Origin of the sequence: Isoptericola haloaureus, from assembly GCF_036689775.1 — a bacterium.
Classification (GTDB): Bacteria; Actinomycetota; Actinomycetes; order Actinomycetales; family Cellulomonadaceae; genus Isoptericola; species Isoptericola haloaureus.
This window is the reverse complement of sequence record NZ_JBAGLP010000118.1, coordinates 617,320-636,626: the sequence shown is the minus strand read 5'-3', so window position 1 is coordinate 636,626 and position 19,307 is coordinate 617,320. Positions and strand designations below refer to the sequence as shown.

General features: G+C 74.9%; 17 protein-coding genes. 12 read left to right on the top strand and 5 right to left on the bottom strand.

What is annotated here, in order from left to right:
* Positions 1–15 precede the first annotated feature (15 nt).
* Positions 16–507 carry a MarR family winged helix-turn-helix transcriptional regulator gene (locus tag V5O49_RS13090; protein ID WP_332902585.1) on the bottom strand — a complete coding sequence of 164 codons (492 nt, stop codon included), beginning with the start codon at positions 505–507 and terminating at the stop codon, positions 16–18.
* A 120-nt stretch (positions 508–627) separates the two neighbouring features.
* On the opposite strand from V5O49_RS13090, the gene V5O49_RS13085 reads away from it, so the two are divergent.
* On the top strand, positions 628–2,895 hold the full coding sequence (locus V5O49_RS13085) for an LLM class flavin-dependent oxidoreductase (protein ID WP_332902584.1): 2,268 nt from the start codon (positions 628–630) through the stop codon (positions 2,893–2,895).
* Positions 2,896–2,995: 100 nt separating this feature from the next.
* On the opposite strand, the gene V5O49_RS13080 is transcribed toward V5O49_RS13085, so the two are convergent.
* Positions 2,996–3,274, bottom strand: coding sequence for a hypothetical protein (locus V5O49_RS13080; protein ID WP_332902583.1), 279 nt, complete (start codon positions 3,272–3,274; stop codon positions 2,996–2,998).
* A gap of 91 nt (positions 3,275–3,365) precedes the next feature.
* Entirely contained in the window at positions 3,366–4,169 is an 804-nt protein-coding gene (locus tag V5O49_RS13075; protein WP_332902582.1) for a MerR family transcriptional regulator, read from the bottom strand.
* A gap of 65 nt (positions 4,170–4,234) precedes the next feature.
* On the opposite strand from V5O49_RS13075, the gene mgrA reads away from it, so the two are divergent.
* Genes mgrA through V5O49_RS13060 form a run of 3 tightly spaced genes read left to right on the top strand, consistent with a single transcriptional unit; the run spans position 4,235 to position 6,830 of the window.
* On the top strand, positions 4,235–5,296 hold the full coding sequence (mgrA, locus tag V5O49_RS13070; RefSeq protein WP_332902581.1) for an L-glyceraldehyde 3-phosphate reductase: 1,062 nt from the start codon (positions 4,235–4,237) through the stop codon (positions 5,294–5,296).
* Between the two features lie 20 nt (positions 5,297–5,316).
* Complete coding sequence (locus tag V5O49_RS13065; protein ID WP_332902580.1) at positions 5,317–6,204, top strand: PfkB family carbohydrate kinase; 888 nt, start codon at positions 5,317–5,319, stop codon at positions 6,202–6,204.
* Entirely contained in the window at positions 6,201–6,830 is a 630-nt protein-coding gene (locus tag V5O49_RS13060) for a nucleoside/nucleotide kinase family protein (RefSeq protein ID WP_332902579.1), read from the top strand. The genes V5O49_RS13065 and V5O49_RS13060 overlap by 4 nt, the downstream gene beginning before the upstream one ends.
* Before the next feature lie 31 nt (positions 6,831–6,861).
* Here the strand turns inward: V5O49_RS13060 and V5O49_RS13055 are convergent, their stop codons facing one another.
* Together V5O49_RS13055 and V5O49_RS13050 are read right to left on the bottom strand one after the other, a co-directional pair.
* Positions 6,862–8,451, bottom strand: a complete 1,590-nt coding sequence (locus V5O49_RS13055) for a DHA2 family efflux MFS transporter permease subunit (protein WP_332902578.1) — start codon at positions 8,449–8,451, stop codon at positions 6,862–6,864.
* Between the two features lie 67 nt (positions 8,452–8,518).
* Positions 8,519–8,992: an Lrp/AsnC family transcriptional regulator gene (locus V5O49_RS13050; protein WP_278236413.1), complete on the bottom strand. Its 474-nt coding sequence runs from the start codon at positions 8,990–8,992 to the stop codon at positions 8,519–8,521.
* 319 nt (positions 8,993–9,311) lie between these two features.
* Between V5O49_RS13050 and pdhA the strand changes: the two genes are divergently transcribed.
* From pdhA to V5O49_RS13010, 8 genes are read left to right on the top strand one after another with little or no spacing between them, the layout of a single operon-like run.
* A complete protein-coding gene (pdhA, locus tag V5O49_RS13045; protein ID WP_332902577.1) occupies positions 9,312–10,607 on the top strand; it encodes a pyruvate dehydrogenase (acetyl-transferring) E1 component subunit alpha in 1,296 nt (431 codons plus the stop codon).
* Positions 10,604–11,641 (top strand): alpha-ketoacid dehydrogenase subunit beta, encoded by a 1,038-nt coding sequence (locus V5O49_RS13040; protein ID WP_332902576.1) that lies wholly within the window; start codon positions 10,604–10,606, stop codon positions 11,639–11,641. The genes pdhA and V5O49_RS13040 overlap by 4 nt, the downstream gene beginning before the upstream one ends.
* Positions 11,638–12,999, top strand: coding sequence for a dihydrolipoamide acetyltransferase family protein (locus V5O49_RS13035; protein WP_332902575.1), 1,362 nt, complete (start codon positions 11,638–11,640; stop codon positions 12,997–12,999). Before V5O49_RS13040 ends, V5O49_RS13035 begins: the two co-directional genes overlap by 4 nt.
* A complete protein-coding gene (locus tag V5O49_RS13030; RefSeq protein WP_332902574.1) occupies positions 12,996–14,618 on the top strand; it encodes a carboxyl transferase domain-containing protein in 1,623 nt (540 codons plus the stop codon). Before V5O49_RS13035 ends, V5O49_RS13030 begins: the two co-directional genes overlap by 4 nt.
* 17 nt (positions 14,619–14,635) lie before the next feature.
* Positions 14,636–16,720, top strand: a complete 2,085-nt coding sequence (locus tag V5O49_RS13025; RefSeq protein WP_405001194.1) for an acetyl/propionyl/methylcrotonyl-CoA carboxylase subunit alpha — start codon at positions 14,636–14,638, stop codon at positions 16,718–16,720.
* Positions 16,717–17,898, top strand: coding sequence for an acyl-CoA dehydrogenase family protein (locus V5O49_RS13020; protein WP_332902572.1), 1,182 nt, complete (start codon positions 16,717–16,719; stop codon positions 17,896–17,898). Before V5O49_RS13025 ends, V5O49_RS13020 begins: the two co-directional genes overlap by 4 nt.
* 11 nt (positions 17,899–17,909) lie before the next feature.
* Complete coding sequence (locus V5O49_RS13015) at positions 17,910–18,407, top strand: MaoC family dehydratase (RefSeq protein ID WP_332902571.1); 498 nt, start codon at positions 17,910–17,912, stop codon at positions 18,405–18,407.
* A complete protein-coding gene (locus tag V5O49_RS13010; protein WP_332902570.1) occupies positions 18,404–19,273 on the top strand; it encodes an HpcH/HpaI aldolase/citrate lyase family protein in 870 nt (289 codons plus the stop codon). The genes V5O49_RS13015 and V5O49_RS13010 overlap by 4 nt, the downstream gene beginning before the upstream one ends.
* Positions 19,274–19,307 lie beyond the last annotated feature (34 nt).

The window sequence follows — 19,307 nt, the reverse complement described above, 5'->3', positions numbered from 1 at the left end:
CCGGCCGCGGAAGGATCAGGTGTCGATGACGCGGGCGACGACGGCGCACCGGTCGTCGCCCGGCGCCGCGGCGGACGCGGCCCGTGCGAGCAGAGCCCGCAGGTGGTCCCGCTCGACGGCGCTGAGGTCGGCGAGCAGAGCGTCCTCGGCGGCGCGCACGCGGGCGTCGAGGTCGGCCAGCACGGCGCGTCCGTGCTCGGTCGCCACGATGCGTCGGGCGCGTCGGTCCGCGGGGTCCTGCTGCCGCTCGACGAGGCCGCACCCGACGAGCTCGTCGAGCAGGTAGGTCATGACGGTGCGGTCGATGCCGAGCCGGGCGGCCAACGCGGCCTGGGTCGGCGGGGCGTCGTGGACGACGGCGGCGAGCACCTCGTACCCGCGGGCGCCGTGCGGGACGTCGGCGCAGGCGGCGGTGACCCCGTCGCTCCACTCGCGCAGCAGCGCGGCGAGCGGCCAGCCGAGCGGGCTGTGCCCGGTGGCCGTGTCCGCCGTCGTCCCGGTGCTCATGGCGTCATGGTAACCGGAATGAGCGGTCCCTGAGACGAGTTGTCACTGATATCGTCTGTGCAGCAGACGATCTCTCGGGCGACGTGCTCGGGAGCGCCACCCTCGCCCGGAGGTCCCCGCATGACGGACTACGGCCACGACCTGGTCTTCGGTACGTTCCTCACCCCGTCCAACCGCGACCCGCAGGCGCCCGTGCGCCTGGCACGGACGGCCGAGTCCGCCGGGCTGGACCTGGTCACCTTCCAGGACCACCCGTACCAGCCCGGGTTCCTCGACACCTGGACGCTGATCTCCTACGCGGCCGCCGTCACCGAGCGCGTGCACCTCGCCGGCAACGTGCTCAACCTGCCGCTGCGCCAGCCGGCGGTGCTCGCCCGGTCCGTGGCCAGCCTCGACCTGCTCAGCGGCGGACGGATCGACCTCGGCCTCGGTGCGGGCGGGTTCTGGGACGCGATCGAGTCGATGGGCGGCGAGCGGCTCACTCCTGGGGAGTCCGTCGACGCGCTGTCCGAGGCGATCGAGATCATCCGGGGCGTCTGGGACGCCGGCGAACGACGTCCTCTGCGCACCGCCGGGGAGCACCACCGGGTCTCCGGTGCCAAGCGTGGTCCCGCCCCCGCGCACGACGTGCCGATCTGGCTCGGCGCGTACAAGCCCCGCATGCTGCGGCTCGTGGCGCGGCAGGCCGACGGGTGGCTGCCGTCGCTGGGGTACATGAAGGACGGCGACCTGGCCCGCGGCAACGCGATCATCGACGCCACGGCCGAGGAGGCCGGGCGGCACCCGGCCGAGATCCGGCGCCTGCTGAACGTCCAGGGCGCGGTCACGGCCGACCGGCAGGGCTTCCTGCAGGGCCCCGTGGACCAGTGGGTCGAGGAGCTCGCCGGGCTGGCCCTGGACGACGGCGTCGGCACGTTCATCACGGCCACCGACGACCCGCAGATGCTCGCGGTCCTCGGCGGGGAGATCGCCCCGGCCGTGCGCGAGCTGGTGGCCCGCGAACGGGCCTCGGCCGGCACCCCCGCGGCGGCCACCCGGCGCGGCCGCTCCGCGATCGAGCTGCGGCGCGAGGGCATCGACTACGACGCGGTGCCCGCGCCGCTGGCCGAGCGCGCCGTCGAGCCCGGCGACCGCGCCTACGACACCGTGCGCCACAACTACCTGCGCTCCGGCGCCCCCGGCCTGGTGCTGCGGCCGCGCACCACCGCGGAGGTGGCCGACGCCGTCGCCTGGGCGCGGTCGCAGGACGTCCCGCTGGGCATCCGCTCGGGCGGGCACGGCATCAGCGGCCGGTCCACGAACGACGGCGGCATCGTCGTCGACCTCGGCGCGCTGGACCAGATCGAGGTGGTGGACGAGGCGACGCGGCGGGTGCGGCTCGGCGCCGGTGCCACCTGGGGGCAGGTCGCCGAGGCGCTCGCGCCGCGCGGCTGGGCGATCAGCTCGGGCGACTACGGCGGTGTCGGCGTCGGCGGGCTCGCCACCGCGGGCGGGGTCGGGTTCCTCGGACGGACCTACGGGCTGACCATCGACCACGTCGTCGCGGCGGAGGTCGTCACGGCCGACGGTCGGGTCGCCCACGCCTCCGCCGAGGAGAACCCGGACCTGTTCTGGGGCCTGCGCGGCGCCGGCGGCAACCTCGGGGTCGTCACCTGGGTGGAGATCGAGGCCATGGCGCTGGAGAACGTCGTCTTCTCCCAGATGGCGCTCGACGCGACCGACACCGCCGGCCTGCTGGAACGCTGGGGCGCCGCGGTGGAGTCCGCGCCGCGCGAGCTGACCAGCTTCCTCATCCTGTCCCCGGCGCGTGCGGGCCAGGGACCGGTCGCCCAGCTCATGACCGTCTACGCCGGCCACGACACCGACGCCGCCGTCGAGCAGCTCGAACGGCTCGCCGACGCCGGACCGCTGCTCGGGCACCAGGCCTACCTCATGCCGTACTCCGGCGTCGTCCAGGCGGGGGACAAGCACCACTCCGGCGGGGGAGACCCGGCCGTGCGGTCGGGGCTGGTGCCCCACCTGGACACGGCGACGAGCCGCGCCTTCGAGCGTCTCGCGCACTCGGGCGACGCCTACTTCCTGCAGGTCCGGGCCACCGGCGGGGCCGCCCACGACGTGCCGGACGACGCGACCGCGTACGCGCACCGGCGGCAGAACTTCCTGCTGTCGGCCATGTCGTCGAGCCAGGAGCGGATCGACCGCGCCTGGGACGCCGAGATGGCGCCGTACACCGAGGGGCTCTACCTCTCCTTCGACACGGACACCCGGCCCGAGCGGCTGGCCGAGGCGTTCCCGGAGCCGACGCTGTCGCGGCTGCGCGAGGTCAAGGCCGAGTGGGACCCGGACAACCTCTTCCGGGCGAACTTTCCGGTCCGCCCGGCCCTCTGACCCGCCCCGCCCCTCGTTGTGGGCGTGAAATCTGCAGGTCGGACCCGGTCCCGACCTGCAGATTTCACGCCCACAACGGCTCGGGCGGGGGCGCGGCCGGTCAGGGGCCGAGAGCGCCGATCGCCACGGAGAACAGCACGGCCGCGAGCGCGGTCAGGCCGAGCAGCGCCCCGACGAGCCCGTGCCACATGCCGGGAAGGCCGTCCCGGTCGGCGACGTGGCTGCCGAACGAACCGAGTCCGAGCGCGGCCACACCGAGCGGCGCCGACACCCAGTCCCCGACGACCGGCACGACCGCGCAGGCCAGCGCCGCGATCCCCAGAGCGAGGGCCCACTCGCAGGACCGTGGCGCACCGTGCCGCGTACCGTCGTCCTGCATGCCCGCCCTTCGTGTCGCGGGCAGAGGATCCGGCCCGTCGTGCCCGCGACGTCGAACTCCCGGGCGCAGAGATCGTACCCGCGGCGCGGGGTCAGGCCGGGGCGACGGGCTGCTGCAGCTCGGTGACCCAGTCGGCCTGGTCGGTGCCCTCGGCCCGGACGTAGAGCTCGCGGCACGGTGCGTCCGGTGCGAGTCCGCGCGCCGCCGCCTCGCCGTGCAGCGACTGCCAGCTGGCCGGGATGCGCTCCATCGGCCCGAGGTGGACGGCGCACGCCGCCTGGGCGACCGCCGGCAGGGTGACGATCTCGAACCCGTCGCGCGGCTCGCCGTCGTAGGCGTACCCGACGACGACGTCGATCCCGTCCTCGCCGATCGCGTACTGCGCGACCGGGGTCTCGAGCAGGCCGCGGTTCGGCTGCAGCGCCTCCGCGACCGCCCCGAACAGCGGCCCGACGACGGCGCTGATCTCGGGCTGCTCGGTCACGTGGGCCCGACGCGCGGCCAGACGCAGCGCGGGCAGGGGCTTGACGACGATCTCGATGGTGGACATGGTCTTCTCCTCACTGATGAGCCGGAGCCGCCGTTCCACGTCCGCGAGCCGGGCGGAGGCCAGCGCGTGCTCGCGCTCGACCGCCTCCCGCCGGGTCTCGAGCAGCTCGGTGAGCCGCTCGTCCGCGACGCCGTCGGCGAGGGCCGCCGCGACGTCGTCGATCCCGAACCCGAGCTCGCGCAGCGCCACGATCCGGTGCAGCCGGGCGAGCTGGGACGGGTCGTAGGACCGGTACCCGGTGAGCTCGTCCACGTGGGCGGGCACGAGCAGCCCGGTGGCGTCCCAGTGCCGCAGCATGCGGTGGGTCACCTGGCCGATCTGCGCGAACGCTCCGATGGACAACATGACACCGTTCTCCCGTCTGCCACCGTGTGAGGGTCAAGCCCCCTCCTGCGTGCCAGGATGGCGGCATGCCCCTCGCACCGCGATATCTCGCCGCCGAGACCCGCTACGAGTCCATGACCTACCGCCGCACCGGCCGCTCGGGGCTCGACCTGCCCGCGTTGTCGCTGGGCCTGTGGCACAACTTCGGCGACGTCAACCCGTTCGAGACGCAGCGCGCCATCCTGCGCCGTGCGTTCGACCTCGGGGTGACGCACTTCGACCTGGCGAACAACTACGGCCCGCCCTACGGGTCGGCCGAGGAGAACTTCGGGCGACACCTCGCCGCCGACCTCGCGCCCTACCGCGACGAGCTGGTGATCTCGACCAAGGCCGGGTACGACATGTGGCCCGGCCCGTACGGCGACCACGGCTCGCGCAAGTACCTGCTCGCCTCGCTCGACCAGTCGCTGGGACGCCTGGGGCTCGACTACGTCGACATCTTCTACCACCACCGTCCCGACCCCTCCACGCCGCTCGAGGAGACCATGGGGGCGCTGGCCTCCGCGGTGCAGCAGGGCAAGGCGCTGTACGTCGGGGTGTCCAACTACTCCCCGGCACGCACCCGTGAGGCCGCGCGCATCCTGGCGGACCTGGGCACGCCGCTGCTCATCCACCAGCCGAGCTACTCGATGTTCAACCGCCACGTCGAGGACGCGCACCGCGACGACCGCTACGACGGACGGCAGAGCGAGTCGCTGCTCGACGCGGTGGAGGACCTGGGCGTGGGCACCATCGTGTTCTCCCCGCTGCAGCAGGGCCTGCTGACCGGGCGGTACCTGTCGGGTGACGCTCCGGCGGGCTCCCGCGCGGCGCGCTCCGACTCGCCGTTCCTGTCGAGCGACGCCCTCAGCGAGGCGTACCTGACCCGGGCGCGGGCCCTGCACGAGGTCGCGGCGGGACGGGGCCAGAGCCTCGCCCAGCTCGCGCTGTCCTGGGTGCTGCGCGACCCGCGGATCACGTCGGCCCTCGTCGGCGCCTCGTCGGTGGAACAGCTCGAGGACAACCTCGGGGCGCTCGACGCCGGGCCGCTGACCGAGGAGGAGATCGCCGCCGTCGAGCCCTACGCCGTCGACGGCACCGGACGCTGAGCGACCCGGGGAGGAACGACATGCGCACCTGCTGGTTCGTCGGACTGACGACCCTCGACGTCGTGCACCGCGCCGCCGGGCGACCGGGCCGCGACGAGAAGGTCACCGCCTCGCGCCAGGACGTCGCCGCGGGCGGCCCGGCCGCCAACGCCGCCGTCACCGCCGCCGCCCTCGGGGCCCGGGCCGTCCTCGTCACCGCCCTGGGCAGCAGCCCCGTCGCGCAGGCCGCGCGCGCCGACCTGGAGGCCTGCGGCGTCGAGGTGCACGACGTCGTGGCCCCCGGGGAGGATTTCCCGCTCGCGGTCTCGGCGGTGCTGGTCGATGACGCGACCGGCGAGCGGTCGGTCGTCTCGGCCGACGCGGCGTTGGCCGAGGCCCCGCCGCCGACGTTCCTGCGCGACCTGCCCGCGCCCGACGTCGTCCTGTTCGACGGGCACCACCCGGTGATCGCGGGTGCCGCCGTCGGGCACCTCGAGAACCGTGACCCGCGGCCGCAGGTGCTGCTCGACGCCGGACGCTGGCGGCCGTTGTTCGCCGAGCTGCTGCCCGTCGCGGACGTGGCGGCGGTCTCCGCCCGGTTCACGGTGCCCGGGCACGACGACGTCGTGTCCGGGACGCACGCCCTCGGCGCGCGTGGCGTGGTGGTCACCCACGGCGGCGGGCCGGTCGAGTGGTCCACCGGCGGCGAGGCCGGGACCGTCGCCGTGCCGCCGGTCGACGCCCGCGACACCCTCGGCGCGGGGGACGCGTTCCACGGGGCGCTCGCCGTCGAGCTGGCCGACGGCGCCACGCTGCCCGTGGCCTGCGCGGCCGCGAACGAGGTCGCCTCGACCCGCGTGGCGCACGTCGGGCCGCGCGCCTGGCTCACCGAGGTGCGCGCCGAGACGCGTGCCGAGGCCCCCCGGTGACGGGGACGACGGCGGAGCTCGTCGGGCGTGCGCGGGCGCTCGCGGTGCCGGGCCGGCGGGCGATCCTCGGGATCGTCGGGGCGCCCGGCTCCGGCAAGTCCACGCTGGCCGCGGCACTCGGCGAGGCGCTGGGACCGGACCTCGCCGTCGTGGTCGGGATGGACGGTTTCCACCTGTCGGACGCGGTGCTGACGGCCCACGGCAGCCGGGGGCGCAAGGGTGCGATCGACACGTTCGACGACGGCGGCTACGCGGCGCTGGTCGACCGGCTCGCGGACGCCCGGCCCGGCGACCCGCCGGTCTACGCCCCGGTGTTCCGGCGCGAGATCGAGGAGCCGGTCGCGGCCGGCGTCGAGGTGCCCTCCGACGTGCCCCTGGTGGTGACCGAGGGGAACTACCTGCTGGCGCCCTCGGGTGCCTGGCCGCGGGCACGGGCCTGCATGACCGAGGTCTGGTACGTCGAGGTGCCCGACGACGTCCGGCTGGCCCGGCTGGAGGCGCGGCACCGGGCGTTCGGCAAGAGCCCCGCCGACGCGTCCCGGTGGGCGCGGGGCTCGGACCAGGTCAACGCCGAGCTGATCGAGAGCACGCGGGACGCCGCGGACCTCGTCGTCACGCCCGGCTGAGTGCCGGGGGCGACGCCGGCGGGCGATCCCGTCAGGCGCGGTCGTCGGCCACCGGGGCCTCCGTCGTCTCCCGGGAGCGGCGGCCCAGCGTCAGGGTCGCCCCGAGCCCGAGCAGCAGGAACCCGCCGGCCGCCCACGCCGACCACCGGGTGCCCTGGGTCAGGGCCGCCCGGGCGTCGTCGGCGACCGAGGCCGTGGCCGGGTCCTGCTCGAGCCCGGCGATCGCGCCGCCGGCGCTGTCCACCACCGCCGTGACCGTGGTGGCGCGCTGCGCCTCGGGGACGCCCTGGTCCGCGAGCCGTGCGTCGAGATCCACCGCGGTGGTGGTGAACAGGATGGTGCCCAGGATCGCGATGCCGAGGGCGGACCCGACCTGACGGGCGGTGCTCTGGGTCCCCGACGCGGCGCCCGAGACCCGCACGGGCACGTCGGCCAGCACGACGCCGGTGAGCTGGGCCGTGGCCAGTCCGACGCCGAAGCCGTACACGACCAGGAAGGGCACCACCGACACCCACGTCGAGTCAGGACGGGCCACGACGCCGAGGCCCACGACGCCGACGATCTCGGCCGCGATGCCCAGGCGCACGATCGGCACGGCGCCGTACCGGACCGTGAGCGCCTGGGCGGCGCCGCTGGCCAGGAAGGACCCGCCGGCCAGCGCGACGAGGATCCAGCCGGTGGCCAGCGCGTCGTAGCCGAGGACGTTCTGCAGCCAGATCGGCAACGAGAGCAGGATGCCGAACTCGCCGAGGGACACCACGAGAGCGGCGACGTTGCCGTTGCGGAAGGAGGCGATGGCGAACAGGTCCAGGGGGATCAGCGTCGGGCGCCCCTGTCGGGCGCGGCGCAGGCCGCGGCGCACGAACAGCGCTGCCGCGACGACCCCGACGCCCAGCGCGACGGGTACGGGCGACAGCGCCCACGGCCACCAGGTGGCGGCGTCGTCGAGGGTGGTCCACCAGCCGAGCGAGCGCCCCTCGATGAGTCCGAAGACGAGGCCGCCGAAGGCCACGACGGACAGCAGCGCCGCGACGCCGTCGGTCCCGCGTCGTTCGTCCGCCCGCGACTCGGTCACCACGAGCGCCGCGGCCACGAGGATCAGCGCCCCGAGCGGGATGTTGATGCCGAACGCCCAGCGCCACGAGTAGTCGGTGGTGAGCCAGCCGCCCAGCAGCGGGCCGACGGCGGCCATGCCGCCGATGGTCGACCCCCACACGGCGAAGGCGATGCCGCGCTCGCGGCCGCGGAAGGTCGCGTTGATGATCGAGAGCGTCGTCGGCAGGATCATCGCGCCGCCCAGGCCCTGGACGAGGCGGGCGCCGACGAGGACGGTGCCGTCGGGTGCGGTGGCGGCCAGCAGCGAGGACGCGGCGAAGACCACGACGCCGGTCATCATCATGCGGCGTCGGCCCCAGCGGTCGGCGAGCACGCCGAGCACGAGCAGGAGCGAGGCGAAGACGAGGGTGTAGGACTCCTGGACCCACTGGACCTGGGTGGAGTCGATCCCCAGGTCGTCGACGATCGACGGGATCGCCACGTTGACGATCGTCGAGTCGACGATGATGAGCGAGACGGCGACCGACACGGTCACCAGCGCGAGCCATCGACGGCGGTCCGGCACGAGCCCTCCCAATGCACAGCATGCTGAGTATTGGTGACTCTACCCCCTGGCGCTGAGGCCGCGGGGGTCAGACCTCGCGGCGCAGCTTCTCCACCAGCGGCTGCACCCGGTAGGGGATGAGCTCGCCCATGGCCAGGGAGGTCTCGGTCCGCTCCACCCCGTCGACGCGCAGGATCGCCGCGTCGATGCGGAACAGGTGGTCGGTGTCGCGGCACACGACGTGCACCCGCAGATCGGCCGTGCCGCTGTGCCCGTAGGCCTGCACGACCTCGGGGATCCGGGCCAGGTGCTCGACGATCCGTGCCAGGTCGCGCTGGTGGACGGTGATCTCGATGAAGGCCAGCAGCGGGTGGCCCAGCACCGCGGGGTCGATGCGGCGGTCGAAGGAGAGGAACGCGCCCGCGTCCTCCAGCCGCGCCAGCCGGGCGGCCACGGTGTTGCGAGAGATCCCCAGGTTCTGGGCGAGTGCGACCGTGGTCGCGCGGGGGTCGTCGGCGAGCGCCCGCAGCAGGTCCAGGTCCACGGCGTCGATGCTGTGCACGCGGTCAGCCTAGTCCCGAACGCCGGGTCGACCTGACACCTCGGCAGCTCGTCGCCGAGTCGGCATTCCGACGTGCCGACTCGGCGACGAGCTGCCGACCGGACCGGCCCCCGGTGAGCAGTCTGCTCACCGTGCCCGGCCGGGACGACGCACGGTGCGCAGCCCGCCGAGGGCTGGTGGTGCGGTGTGACGTACCAGCGTTACCTTCGCCACAACGGCGCTCGACGAGGAGCGTCGACCCCGATGCGAGGTGAGGCCACCCATGCCCAGCACCACGGATCCGAGGACGCACCACGACCTGTCACGAGCGGGAGAATCGGTGTCCTCGGCGGACAGTGCCCACGGCGGCGCACGTGACCACGTGCCGGCCGGGTGGGTGCAGCACGAGAACGGCCGGTCCGACGACGTCCCGGCCGACGGCGGAACGCGGCCGGAGGGCAGCACGCGGCCCGACGGCGGGAGCACCGCCGAGCCCGTGCGGCTCCTGGACCCGGACGGCACCAGGCACGGCGACCCCGACCTGGACCGCTGGCTCGAGGACGTGGACGACGCCGCGATGCTGCGGCTGTACACCGACATGGTGGTCGCACGCCGGATCGACACCGAGGCGACCGCCCTGCAGCGCCAGGGCCAGCTCGGCCTGTGGCCGCCGCTGCTCGGCCAGGAGGCCGCGCAGATCGGGTCGGCCCGCGCCCTGCGCCCCGACGACTTCGTGTTCTCCAGCTACCGCGAGCACGGCGTGGCACACGTGCGCGGCGTCGCGCCCACCGACCTGTTGCGCGTGTGGCGCGGCGTCTCCGGCTCCGGCTGGGACCCGTACGAGCACCGCATCGCCCCGATGCAGGTCATCATCGGCGCCCAGACCCTGCACGCCGTCGGCTACGCCGTCGGGATGCTCGTCGAGAACGCCACGGCCGGTGGAGGACCGGACATCGCTCCGCCCGCGGCCGACGACCAGGACGCCCCGGAGCGGACCGCGGCCACGATCTCCTACTTCGGCGACGGCGCGACGAGCCAGGGCGACGTCCACGAGGCGATGACCTTCGCCGCCACGTGGGCCGCCCCGACCGTGTTCTTCTGCCAGAACAACCAGTGGGCGATCTCCGAGCCGGTGGCCCTGCAGTCCAAGGTGCCGCTGGTCGAGCGCGCCCGCGGCTACGGGATGCCCGGCGTGCGCGTCGACGGCAACGACGTGCTCGCCTGCCTGGCGGTCACGCGCGAGGCCCTGCACCGGGCCCGCACCGGCGGCGGACCGACCCTCGTCGAGGCCGTCACCTACCGGATGGGCCCGCACACCACGGCCGACGATCCCACGCGCTACCGCACCCCCGACGACCTGGAGGCGTGGGCCGAGCGGGACCCGATCGACCGGCTGGCCGCCCACCTGAGCGAGCGCGGCGTGCTGGACGACGACGCCCGGGCCGCGGCGCAGCAGGCTGCGGACGACCTGGCCGCCGAGCTGCGTGCCGGCATCACCGAGATCCCCGACCCGTCGTGGACCACGGTCTTCGACCACGTCTACGCCGAGCCGCACGCGCCGCTGGACGCCGAGCGGGACGCCTACGGGCGCTACCTGGCCGGCTTCGCCGACGCCCCCGAGGAGGCCGCCCGATGACCGACATGACCCTGGGCCAGGGCCTCAACACCGGCCTGCGGCAGGCCCTCGGCGACGACGACAAGGTCGTGCTCCTCGGGGAGGACATCGGCACTCTCGGCGGCGTGTTCCGCGTGACCGACGCGCTCCAGCGCGAGTTCGGCCCGCACCGCGTGATCGACACCCCGCTGGCCGAGTCCGGCATCCTCGGCACCGCCGTCGGGATGGCCTGGCGCGGGTTCCGGCCGGTGGTGGAGATCCAGTTCGACGGGTTCGTCCAGCCTGCCTGGGACCAGATCGTCAACCAGGTCGCCAAGATGCATGCCCGCACCGGCGGGGCCGTGCGGATGCCGATCACCGTGCGTATCCCCGTGGCCGGGGGCATCGGCGCCGCCGAGCACCACTCGGAGTCTCCGGAGGCGTACTTCGTGCACACCGCCGGGCTGCGCGTGGTGTCGGTGTCGAACCCGCAGGACGCCTGCACGGTGCTGCGCCAGGCGATCGCCAGCGACGACCCGGTCGTCTTCTTCGAGCCGAAGCGGCTCTACCACGTCAAGGGTCCGGTGGAGGTGGAGGACCTGGCCGCCGTCCGTCCGATGGGCGCGGCCCGCGTGGTCCGCCCGGGCGAGGACGTCACCGTCGTCACCTGGGGCTCGCACGTGTCGACGTCCCTGGACGCGGCCGAGGCGATGGCCGACGACGGCGCCTCGGTCGAGGTCGTCGACCTGCGCTCGCTGTCCCCCTGGGACTCCGACGCCGTGGTGGCCTCGGTGCGCCGCACCGGCCGGCTCGTCGTCGTGCATGAGGGCCCCCGCCAGGGTGGCGTCGGCGCCGAGATCTGCGCCGCCGTCACCGAGCGGTGCTTCGTCGAGCTGGCGATGCCACCGGTCCGGGTGACCGGCCACGACGTGCCCTACCCGCCGGCGAAGGTCGAGGGGCACTACGTGCCCGACCTGGACCGGGTGTGCTTCGGCATCGACCAGGCGCTCGGCCGGGTGCCGCTGGAGACCTTCGCACCCGCCCCGACCATGACGACCGGAGAGGTGGCCGCATGAGCGCCCAGGAGATCTTCCGCCTGCCGGACCTCGGCGAGGGCCTGACGGAGTCCGAGATCGTCGAGTGGAAGGTGTCCGTGGGCGACACGGTCACCCTCAACCAGGCGATCGCCGAGGTCGAGACGGCCAAGGCGATGGTCGAGATCCCGTCGCCCTTCGCCGGGACCGTCGCCGCGCTGCACGCCGAGGAGGGCGACGTCGTCGAGGTCGGCGAGCCGCTGGTCACCTTCGGCACCGGCGACGGCGACGACATCGGCGACGACGCCCCCGCCGGTGCCTCGGCCGACGACGTCGCGTCCGCCCCCGAGCCGGCGCCCGCGGCGTCGGCGTCGTCGGCGTCGGCGAACGGGACGTCGGGGGAGTCCTCCGGGGCGAACCTCGTCGGCTACGGCACCCGCGCCGCCCGCAAGGGCAGACCGACGCGACGGCCCCGCACGCCCGTCGAGGCACCACCCGCCCCGGTGCGGAACACCGGACCCAGCACCGGTCAGGCCACCGCCCCGGCCGCCACCTCGACCACCGCGCGGACGGCCGAGCACCGCGTGAAGGTGCGCAGCGTGCGCAAGCACACCGCGGCCGCGATGGTCGCCAGCGCGCGCGTCCCGCAGGCCACGGTCCACCTCACCTGCGACGTGACCGAGACGCTCGCCCTGGTGGCCCGCCTGCGCGAGCACCCGCGCACCCGGCACACCAAGGTCGGGCTGCTCACGGTCGTCGCCCGCGCGGTCTGCGGGCTGGCCCTCCAGCACCCGGCGCTCGTCACCCGCTGGGAGGAGCACGACGGCGGCGCGGCCGAGCTCGTCCGCTCGCCGCACGTCAACCTGGGCATCGCGGTCGCGACCGACCGTGGCCTGGTGGTGCCGCACGTCCCGCGGGCCGACGAGCTGTCGCTGGTGGGGATGGCGCGCGCCCTGCGCGAGCTGACCACGACCGCCCGGTCCGCGCGCACCCGTCCGGACCGCCTCACCGGCGGCACCCTGACGCTGACCAACGTCGGAGTCTTCGGCGTCGATGCGGGAAGTCCGCTGCTCAACCCGGGCGAGTCGGCGATCCTCGGCATCGGGCAGATCGCCCGCCGACCGTGGGAGCACGACGGCGAGATCGCGCTGCGCGAAGTCGTGACGTTCAGCCTCACCTTCGACCACCGGGTCGTCGACGGCGAGCAGGGCGCCCGGTTCCTCGCGGACCTCGGCGGACTGCTCACCGACCCGGCGCTGGCGGTGCTGCTCGGTGGACGCGACGAGCCCGAGCACGACGAGCCCGCGCCGGACGCGGCGGAGCAGGACGACGCGGAGCCCCACGACGGCGCCGCGGGGCGCAACGGCACGGCCGCGCCGCGCGAGGCGGTGACCGTATGACCGTGCTGACCTCCGCCGTCGACCCCGCCACCGAGGAGGTCCGGGCCAACGCCGACGCGCAGCGGGCGCTCGCGGCCACCCTGCGCGAGCGCACCGCCGTCGCCGCGCGCGGCGGTCCCGAGCACGCGCGGGCCAAGCACGTCGGGCGCGGCAAGCTGCTGCCGCGCGAACGGGTCGAGCGGCTGCTGGACCCGGGCAGCGCGTTCCTGGAGATCTCCCCGCTGGCGGCGTACGGCGTGGACGACGCCGCGGGCGGCCGCGGCGAGTGGCCCGGCGCCGGCGTGGTCGCCGGCATCGGCCGGGTCGCCGGGCGGCAGGTGATGGTCGTGGCCAACGACCCCACGGTCAAGGGCGGCACCTACCACCCGCTGACCGTGAAGAAGCACCTGCGCGCCCAGGAGATCGCGCTGGAGAACCGACTGCCGTGCGTCTACCTCGTCGACTCCGGCGGGGCGTTCCTGCCCCGCCAGGACGAGGTCTTCCCCGACCGCGACCACTTCGGGCGGATCTTCTACCACCAGGCCCGGCTCTCCGCGGCGGGGATCCCGCAGCTGTCCGCCGTGCTCGGGTCGTGCACCGCCGGGGGCGCCTACGTCCCGGCGATGAGCGACGAGACCGTCATCGTGCGCGGCCAGGGAACCATCTTCCTCGGCGGCCCGCCGCTGGTGAAGGCCGCCATCGGCGCCGACGTCACCGCCGAGGAGCTCGGCGGCGGCGAGCTGCACGCCCGCCGCTCCGGCGTCGTGGACCACCTCGCCGAGGACGACGAGGACGCGCTGGACCGGGTGCGACGCATCGTCGCGACGCTGCCGCCGGACCCGGACGCCGTGTGGGCCGTGCACCCCGCCGAGGAACCCGCCGAGGACCCGGCCGGGCTCTACGACGTCGTGCCGGTGGACGTCCAGCAGCCGTACGACCCGCGCGAGGTGATCGGCCGGATCGTCGACGGCAGCCGCCTGGACGAGTTCAAGGCCGAGTACGGCACCACGCTGGTGTGCGGTTTCGCGCGCATCCACGGGCACCCGGTCGGGATCCTGGCCAACCACGGGGTGCTGCTCGGCGAGTCCGCGCTCAAGGGCGCCCACTTCGTCGAGCTGTGCGACCAGCGCGGCGTGCCGCTGCTGTTCCTGCAGAACATCTCCGGGTTCATGGTCGGCCCGGACGCCGAGGCCGGCGGCATCGCCAAGGACGGCGCCAAGATGGTCACCGCCGTGGCCACCACCCGGGTGCCGAAGCTGACCGTCGTCGTCGGCGGGTCCTTCGGCGCCGGCAACTACGCGATGTGCGGTCGCGCCTACTCGCCCCGGTTCCTGTGGACCTGGCCGAACGCCCGCGTGTCCGTCATGGGCGGCGAGCAGGCCTCGGCCGTGCTCGCCACCGTCAAGCGCGACCAGCTCGCCGCCCGCGGCGAGGAGTGGGACGCCGACGAGGAGGCCACGTTCCGCCGCGGCATCCGCGACACCTACGAGGCCGCCGGCGAGGCGTACCACGCCACCTCGCGCCTGTGGGACGACGGCATCCTCGACCCGCCCGACACCCGCCGGGTGCTCGGCATGGCGCTCGCGGTCTGCGCGCGCACCCCGCTGCCCGAGCCCGCCTTCGGGCTCTTCCGGATGTGAGGGCCGTGCGCACCGAGATGTTCTCCACCGTCCTGGTCGCCAACCGCGGCGAGATCGCCTGCCGCGTCATGACCACCCTGCGCCGCCTCGGCATCCGCTCCGTGGCCGTGCACACCGGCGCCGACGCCGGCGCGCGCCACGTGCGCGAGGCCGACGTCGCCGTGTCGCTCGGCGAAGGACCCGCCGGCTACCTGGACCCGGACGCCGTCGTGGCGGCCGCCGTCGCGTCCGGCGCCGAGGCGGTCCACCCCGGGTACGGCTTCCTGTCCGAGAACCCGGCGCTCGCCCGGGCCTGCGCCGAGGTCGGGATCGCGTTCGTCGGCCCGCCCGTCGCGGCGATCGAGACGATGGCCGACAAGGTCGCCGCCAAGCGCCTCGTCGCCCAGCACGAGGTTCCTGTGCTGCCCGGGACGCTGGACGCCGCGCTGCCCGACGACGCCCTCGTCGCCGCGGCCGAGGGCGTCGGGTTCCCGCTGCTGGTCAAGCCCGTCGCGGGCGGGGGTGGCAAGGGCATGGTCGTCGTGCGCGACGCCGCCGCGCTGCCCGAGGCGCTCGCCTCGGCCCGTCGCGTGGCGACCTCCGCGTTCGGCGACGACGGCCTGCTGCTGGAGCGGCTCGTGGACACCCCGCGGCACGTCGAGGTCCAGGTGCTCGCCGACTCCGCCGGCACCGTCGTCCACCTCGGCGAGCGCGAGTGCACCCTGCAGCGCCGCCACCAGAAGATCGTCGAGGAGGCCCCCTCCCCGGCGTTGGACGACGCCGCCCGCGACCGGATGGGGCGGGCCGCCTGCGAGGTGGCCCGCTCGGTCGGGTACGTCGGCGTCGGCACCGTGGAGTTCCTGGTGCCCGCTGAGGCGCCCGAGGAGTTCTCGTTCATCGAGATGAACACCCGCCTGCAGGTCGAGCACCCGGTCACCGAGATGGTCACCGGCCACGACCTGGTCGAGGCCCAGCTCCGGGTCGCCGCGGGGGAGAAGCTGTGGTTCGCCCAGGACGACGTGCACCTGACCGGGCACGCGATCGAGGCGCGGATCTACGCCGAGTCCCCGGCGCGGGACTTCCTGCCCTCGGTCGGGGACGTCCTCGTCCTCGACGACGCCGGGGTGGGGGCCGGGCCGTCCGCGGCGCCGCTGCGGCTGGACGCCGGCGTCGAGACCGGGGATGCCGTCTCCGGCCACTTCGACCCCATGATCGCCAAGGCGGTCGCGCACGGGGCTGACCGCGACGAGGCCCTGGCCCGCCTGGACGGGATGCTGTCCCGCCTGGCCGTGCTCGGCGTGGAGACCAACACCGGGTTCCTGCGCGACCTGCTCGCCGACGCCGACGTGCGGGCCGGCCGCCTGGACACGGGGCTGGTGGACCGGCTCACCGCGCGTCCGGCCGCGACCGACGACGCGGGCGGGACCGACGACGTGGGCGGGACCGTCGGAGCAGGTGGGGCGGGCCAGGTGGCCGCGGCGCTGCTCGCCGGTCTGCCCGCGCCGTCCGCCGGCGTGCCCGACCCGTGGGCCGCCGACGGCTGGCGCCTCAACGCCGGGGCCGCACCGCGCCGGATCGGCCTGCGCGGCCCGGACGGCACGATGGCCGACCTCGAGCTCACCGGTGCGCGGGACGGCGCCACCCTCGTGCCCGACGGCGGTGACCCCGTCGACGCCGCGCTCCGGCCCGCCGGCGGTCCGGCGCACCGGTGGCTGCTCACCACGGCCGGGCGGACCCGACCGGTCTCGGCGCTGCGGGTCACCGCCGGTGACACCGACACCGTGTGGGTGGCCGTCGAGGGCCGCACCTCCGCGTGGACGGTGCTCGACCGTGCCGCCTGGGCGAGCCTGCGCCGCGCCGAGCGGGTCGCCGGCGCCGCACCGGACGGCGGTACCGCCGTCGGACCCCTCGAGCTCCGGGCGACGATGCCCGGCACGGTCACTGCGACCCACCCCGCAGGACCCGTCGACGCCGGCGCCGCCGTCGTCGTCGTCGAAGCCATGAAGATGGAACACCCCCTCACCGCACCGGCCGCAGGGACCCTGCGCGTCCTGGTGCGCCCCGGCGACCAGGTCCGCCTCGACCAGGTGGTCGCCGTCGTCGAACGCGAAGGAGCGTCATGATCGCCGATACCTCGTCCACCGCCCTGACCGACCGTCAGCGCAAGCTCAGCCAGACCGTCCGCGAGTTCGCCGACGAGGTCGTCGCGCCGGCGGTGTACCAGTACGACACCGAGCGGCGCCTGCCGATCGAGATCATCCACCAGATGGGCGAGCTCGGGCTGTTCGGGCTGCCGTTCCCCACCGAGGTCGGAGGGCAGGGCGAGGACTACGTCTCGCTGTGCCTGGCCGTCGAGGCGCTCGCCCGCGTCGACCAGTCCATCGCCGTCACCCTCGAGGCCGGTGTGGGGCTCGGCATCATGCCGATCTACCGGCACGGCACCGACGCCCAGCGCGAGCAGTGGCTGCCCGACCTCGTCACCGGCAAGGCCCTGGGCGCGTTCGGGCTCACCGAGGCCGGGGCCGGGTCCGACGCCGGAGCCACCCGCACCACCGCCCGCCTCGAGTCCGGAGCGGCAGGTGACGAGTGGGTCATCGACGGCTCCAAGCAGTTCATCACCAACTCCGGGACCCCGATCACCAGCGTCGTGACCATCACCGCCGTCACCGACCGGCGCGACGACGGGACGCCCGAGCTGTCCACCATCCTCGTCCCGTCCGGCACCCCGGGCCTGACGGTCGGGGAGAGCTACGACAAGGTCGGCTGGCACACCTCGGACACCCACCCCCTGACCCTCGAGGACGTGCGGGTGCCGAAGGACAACCTGCTCGGCGAGCGTGGTCGCGGGTACGCGAACTTCCTGCGGGCGCTCGACGAGGGCCGCATCGCCTTCGCGGCGCTGGCCACCGGTGCCGCCCAGGGCTGCCTCGAGGAGGCCGTGCGGTACGCGACGGAGCGCGAGGTGTTCGGCCACGCCATCGGGCAGAACCAGCACATCGCGTTCACCATCGCGCGCATGCAGGCCCGCGTGCACGCCGCCCGGCTGTGCTGGCTCGACGCCGCCCAGAAGCTCATCCACGGCAAGCCCTTCAAGGCCGAGGCGTCCGTCGCCAAGCTGACCTCCGGTGAGGCGGCGATGGCCAACGCCCGCGACGCCTCGCAGATCTTCGGCGGCTACGGCTTCCTCAACGAGAACCCCGTGGCCCGGCACTACCGCGACGCCAAGGTGCTCGAGGTCGGCGAGGGCACCACCGAGGTGCAGCTCATGATCATCGCCCGCGACCTCGGCCTGGCCTCCTGAGGGGAGACACCATGCGTGAGGAGACCCAGCGCGGGTACTACTACGACGAGCTGGAGCCGGACGTGCGCTACGTGCACCGGCCCGGGCGCACGATGACCGAGGCCGACGACGTGTTGTTCACCTCGGTGACGATGAATCCGCAGGCCCTGCACCTCGACGCGGCGTGGGCGGCGACCCAGCCGTTCGGGCGGCCCCTGGTCAACTCGATGCTCACCCTCGCCACGCTCGTCGGGCTGTCGGTGGCGCACCTGACCCGGGGCACCATCGTGGCCAACCTCGGGTTCACCGACGTCCGGTTCCCGGCCCCGATGTTCCACGGGGACACCCTGTACGGCGAGACCGTCGTGACGGGCCGGCGCCTCTCGGCGTCGCGCCCGGGCCAGGGCATCGTCACCCTGGAGCACACCGGACGGAACCAGGACGGGGACGTGGTCGCGACCGCGACCCGGTCGGTGCTGATGTGGACCCGCGCCGCCCACGAGGCCGACGCCGCCGGGGAGACCCCATGAGCCCGCGACCGTTCACCCTCGGCCCGGCGCTGCTGTTCTGCCCCGCCGACCGTCCCGACCGGTACGCCAAGGCCGCGGAGCGGGCCGACGCCGTCATCCTCGACCTGGAGGACGGCGTCGACCCGGCGGCCCGCGCCGACGCACGCCGGGCCGTGCGCGAGCATCCCCTGGACCCGGCTCGCACGATCGTGCGGGTCAACCCCGTGGGGACCGCGGACCACCAGCGCGACCTCGACGCGCTGGCCGACACCGCCTACCGGGTACTCATGCTGCCCAAGGCCGACGGCCGGTACGTCGGCCCCCTGCTGCGGCCCGACGGCGGCCCGTACGCGATCGTCGCGCTGTGCGAGACGGCGGCCGGCGTCCTGGCGGCCCCGGCGCTCGCCGCGCGGCCGGACGTGGTGGCCCTGGCCTGGGGTGCCGAGGACCTCGTGGCCTCGCTCGGTGGGACCTCGAGCCGACGGGCCGACGGCGGCTACCGGGACGTGGCCCGGCACGCCCGGTCGGCGGTGCTGCTGGCCGCCGGGGCGGCGGACAAGGTCGCGATCGACGCCGTGCACCTCGACCTGGAGGACCTCGACGGGGTACGGGCGGAGGCCGAGGACGCGGTCGCCGTCGGCTTCGCGGCGACGCTGTGCGTGCACCCCTCGCACGCTGCCGCGGTGCGGTCGGCGTACGCGCCGTCTCCGGACCAGGTCGCCCGGGCCCGGGCCGTGCTCGCGGCGGCGGGCGGCTCGTCGGCCGGGGTGCCGCCGTCGGGCAGCGGTGCGGTTCGCGTGGACGGCCAGATGGTCGACGCCCCGCTGCTGCGGCACGCCGAGACGGTCCTCGCCCGGGCCGAGGGGGCCGTGAGCGGCGGGCGTTAGGGTGCTGTCCGGCGGGGCCCGGCCCGCCACCGAC

What these genes read in the sequence shown, in the direction of transcription:
- V5O49_RS13090 (WP_332902585.1), bottom strand. Translation starts at nt 507, where the DNA reads ATGAGCACCGGGACGACGGCGGACACGGCCACCGGGCACAGCCCGCTC.
- V5O49_RS13085 (WP_332902584.1), top strand. Translation starts at nt 628, where the DNA reads ATGACGGACTACGGCCACGACCTGGTCTTCGGTACGTTCCTCACCCCG.
- V5O49_RS13080 (WP_332902583.1), bottom strand. Translation starts at nt 3,274, where the DNA reads ATGCAGGACGACGGTACGCGGCACGGTGCGCCACGGTCCTGCGAGTGG.
- V5O49_RS13075 (WP_332902582.1), bottom strand. Translation starts at nt 4,169, where the DNA reads ATGTTGTCCATCGGAGCGTTCGCGCAGATCGGCCAGGTGACCCACCGC.
- mgrA (WP_332902581.1), top strand. Translation starts at nt 4,235, where the DNA reads ATGCCCCTCGCACCGCGATATCTCGCCGCCGAGACCCGCTACGAGTCC.
- V5O49_RS13065 (WP_332902580.1), top strand. Translation starts at nt 5,317, where the DNA reads ATGCGCACCTGCTGGTTCGTCGGACTGACGACCCTCGACGTCGTGCAC.
- V5O49_RS13040 (WP_332902576.1), top strand. Translation starts at nt 10,604, where the DNA reads ATGACCGACATGACCCTGGGCCAGGGCCTCAACACCGGCCTGCGGCAG.
- V5O49_RS13035 (WP_332902575.1), top strand. Translation starts at nt 11,638, where the DNA reads ATGAGCGCCCAGGAGATCTTCCGCCTGCCGGACCTCGGCGAGGGCCTG.
- V5O49_RS13030 (WP_332902574.1), top strand. Translation starts at nt 12,996, where the DNA reads ATGACCGTGCTGACCTCCGCCGTCGACCCCGCCACCGAGGAGGTCCGG.
- V5O49_RS13025 (WP_405001194.1), top strand. Translation starts at nt 14,636, where the DNA reads ATGTTCTCCACCGTCCTGGTCGCCAACCGCGGCGAGATCGCCTGCCGC.
- V5O49_RS13020 (WP_332902572.1), top strand. Translation starts at nt 16,717, where the DNA reads ATGATCGCCGATACCTCGTCCACCGCCCTGACCGACCGTCAGCGCAAG.
- V5O49_RS13015 (WP_332902571.1), top strand. Translation starts at nt 17,910, where the DNA reads ATGCGTGAGGAGACCCAGCGCGGGTACTACTACGACGAGCTGGAGCCG.
- V5O49_RS13010 (WP_332902570.1), top strand. Translation starts at nt 18,404, where the DNA reads ATGAGCCCGCGACCGTTCACCCTCGGCCCGGCGCTGCTGTTCTGCCCC.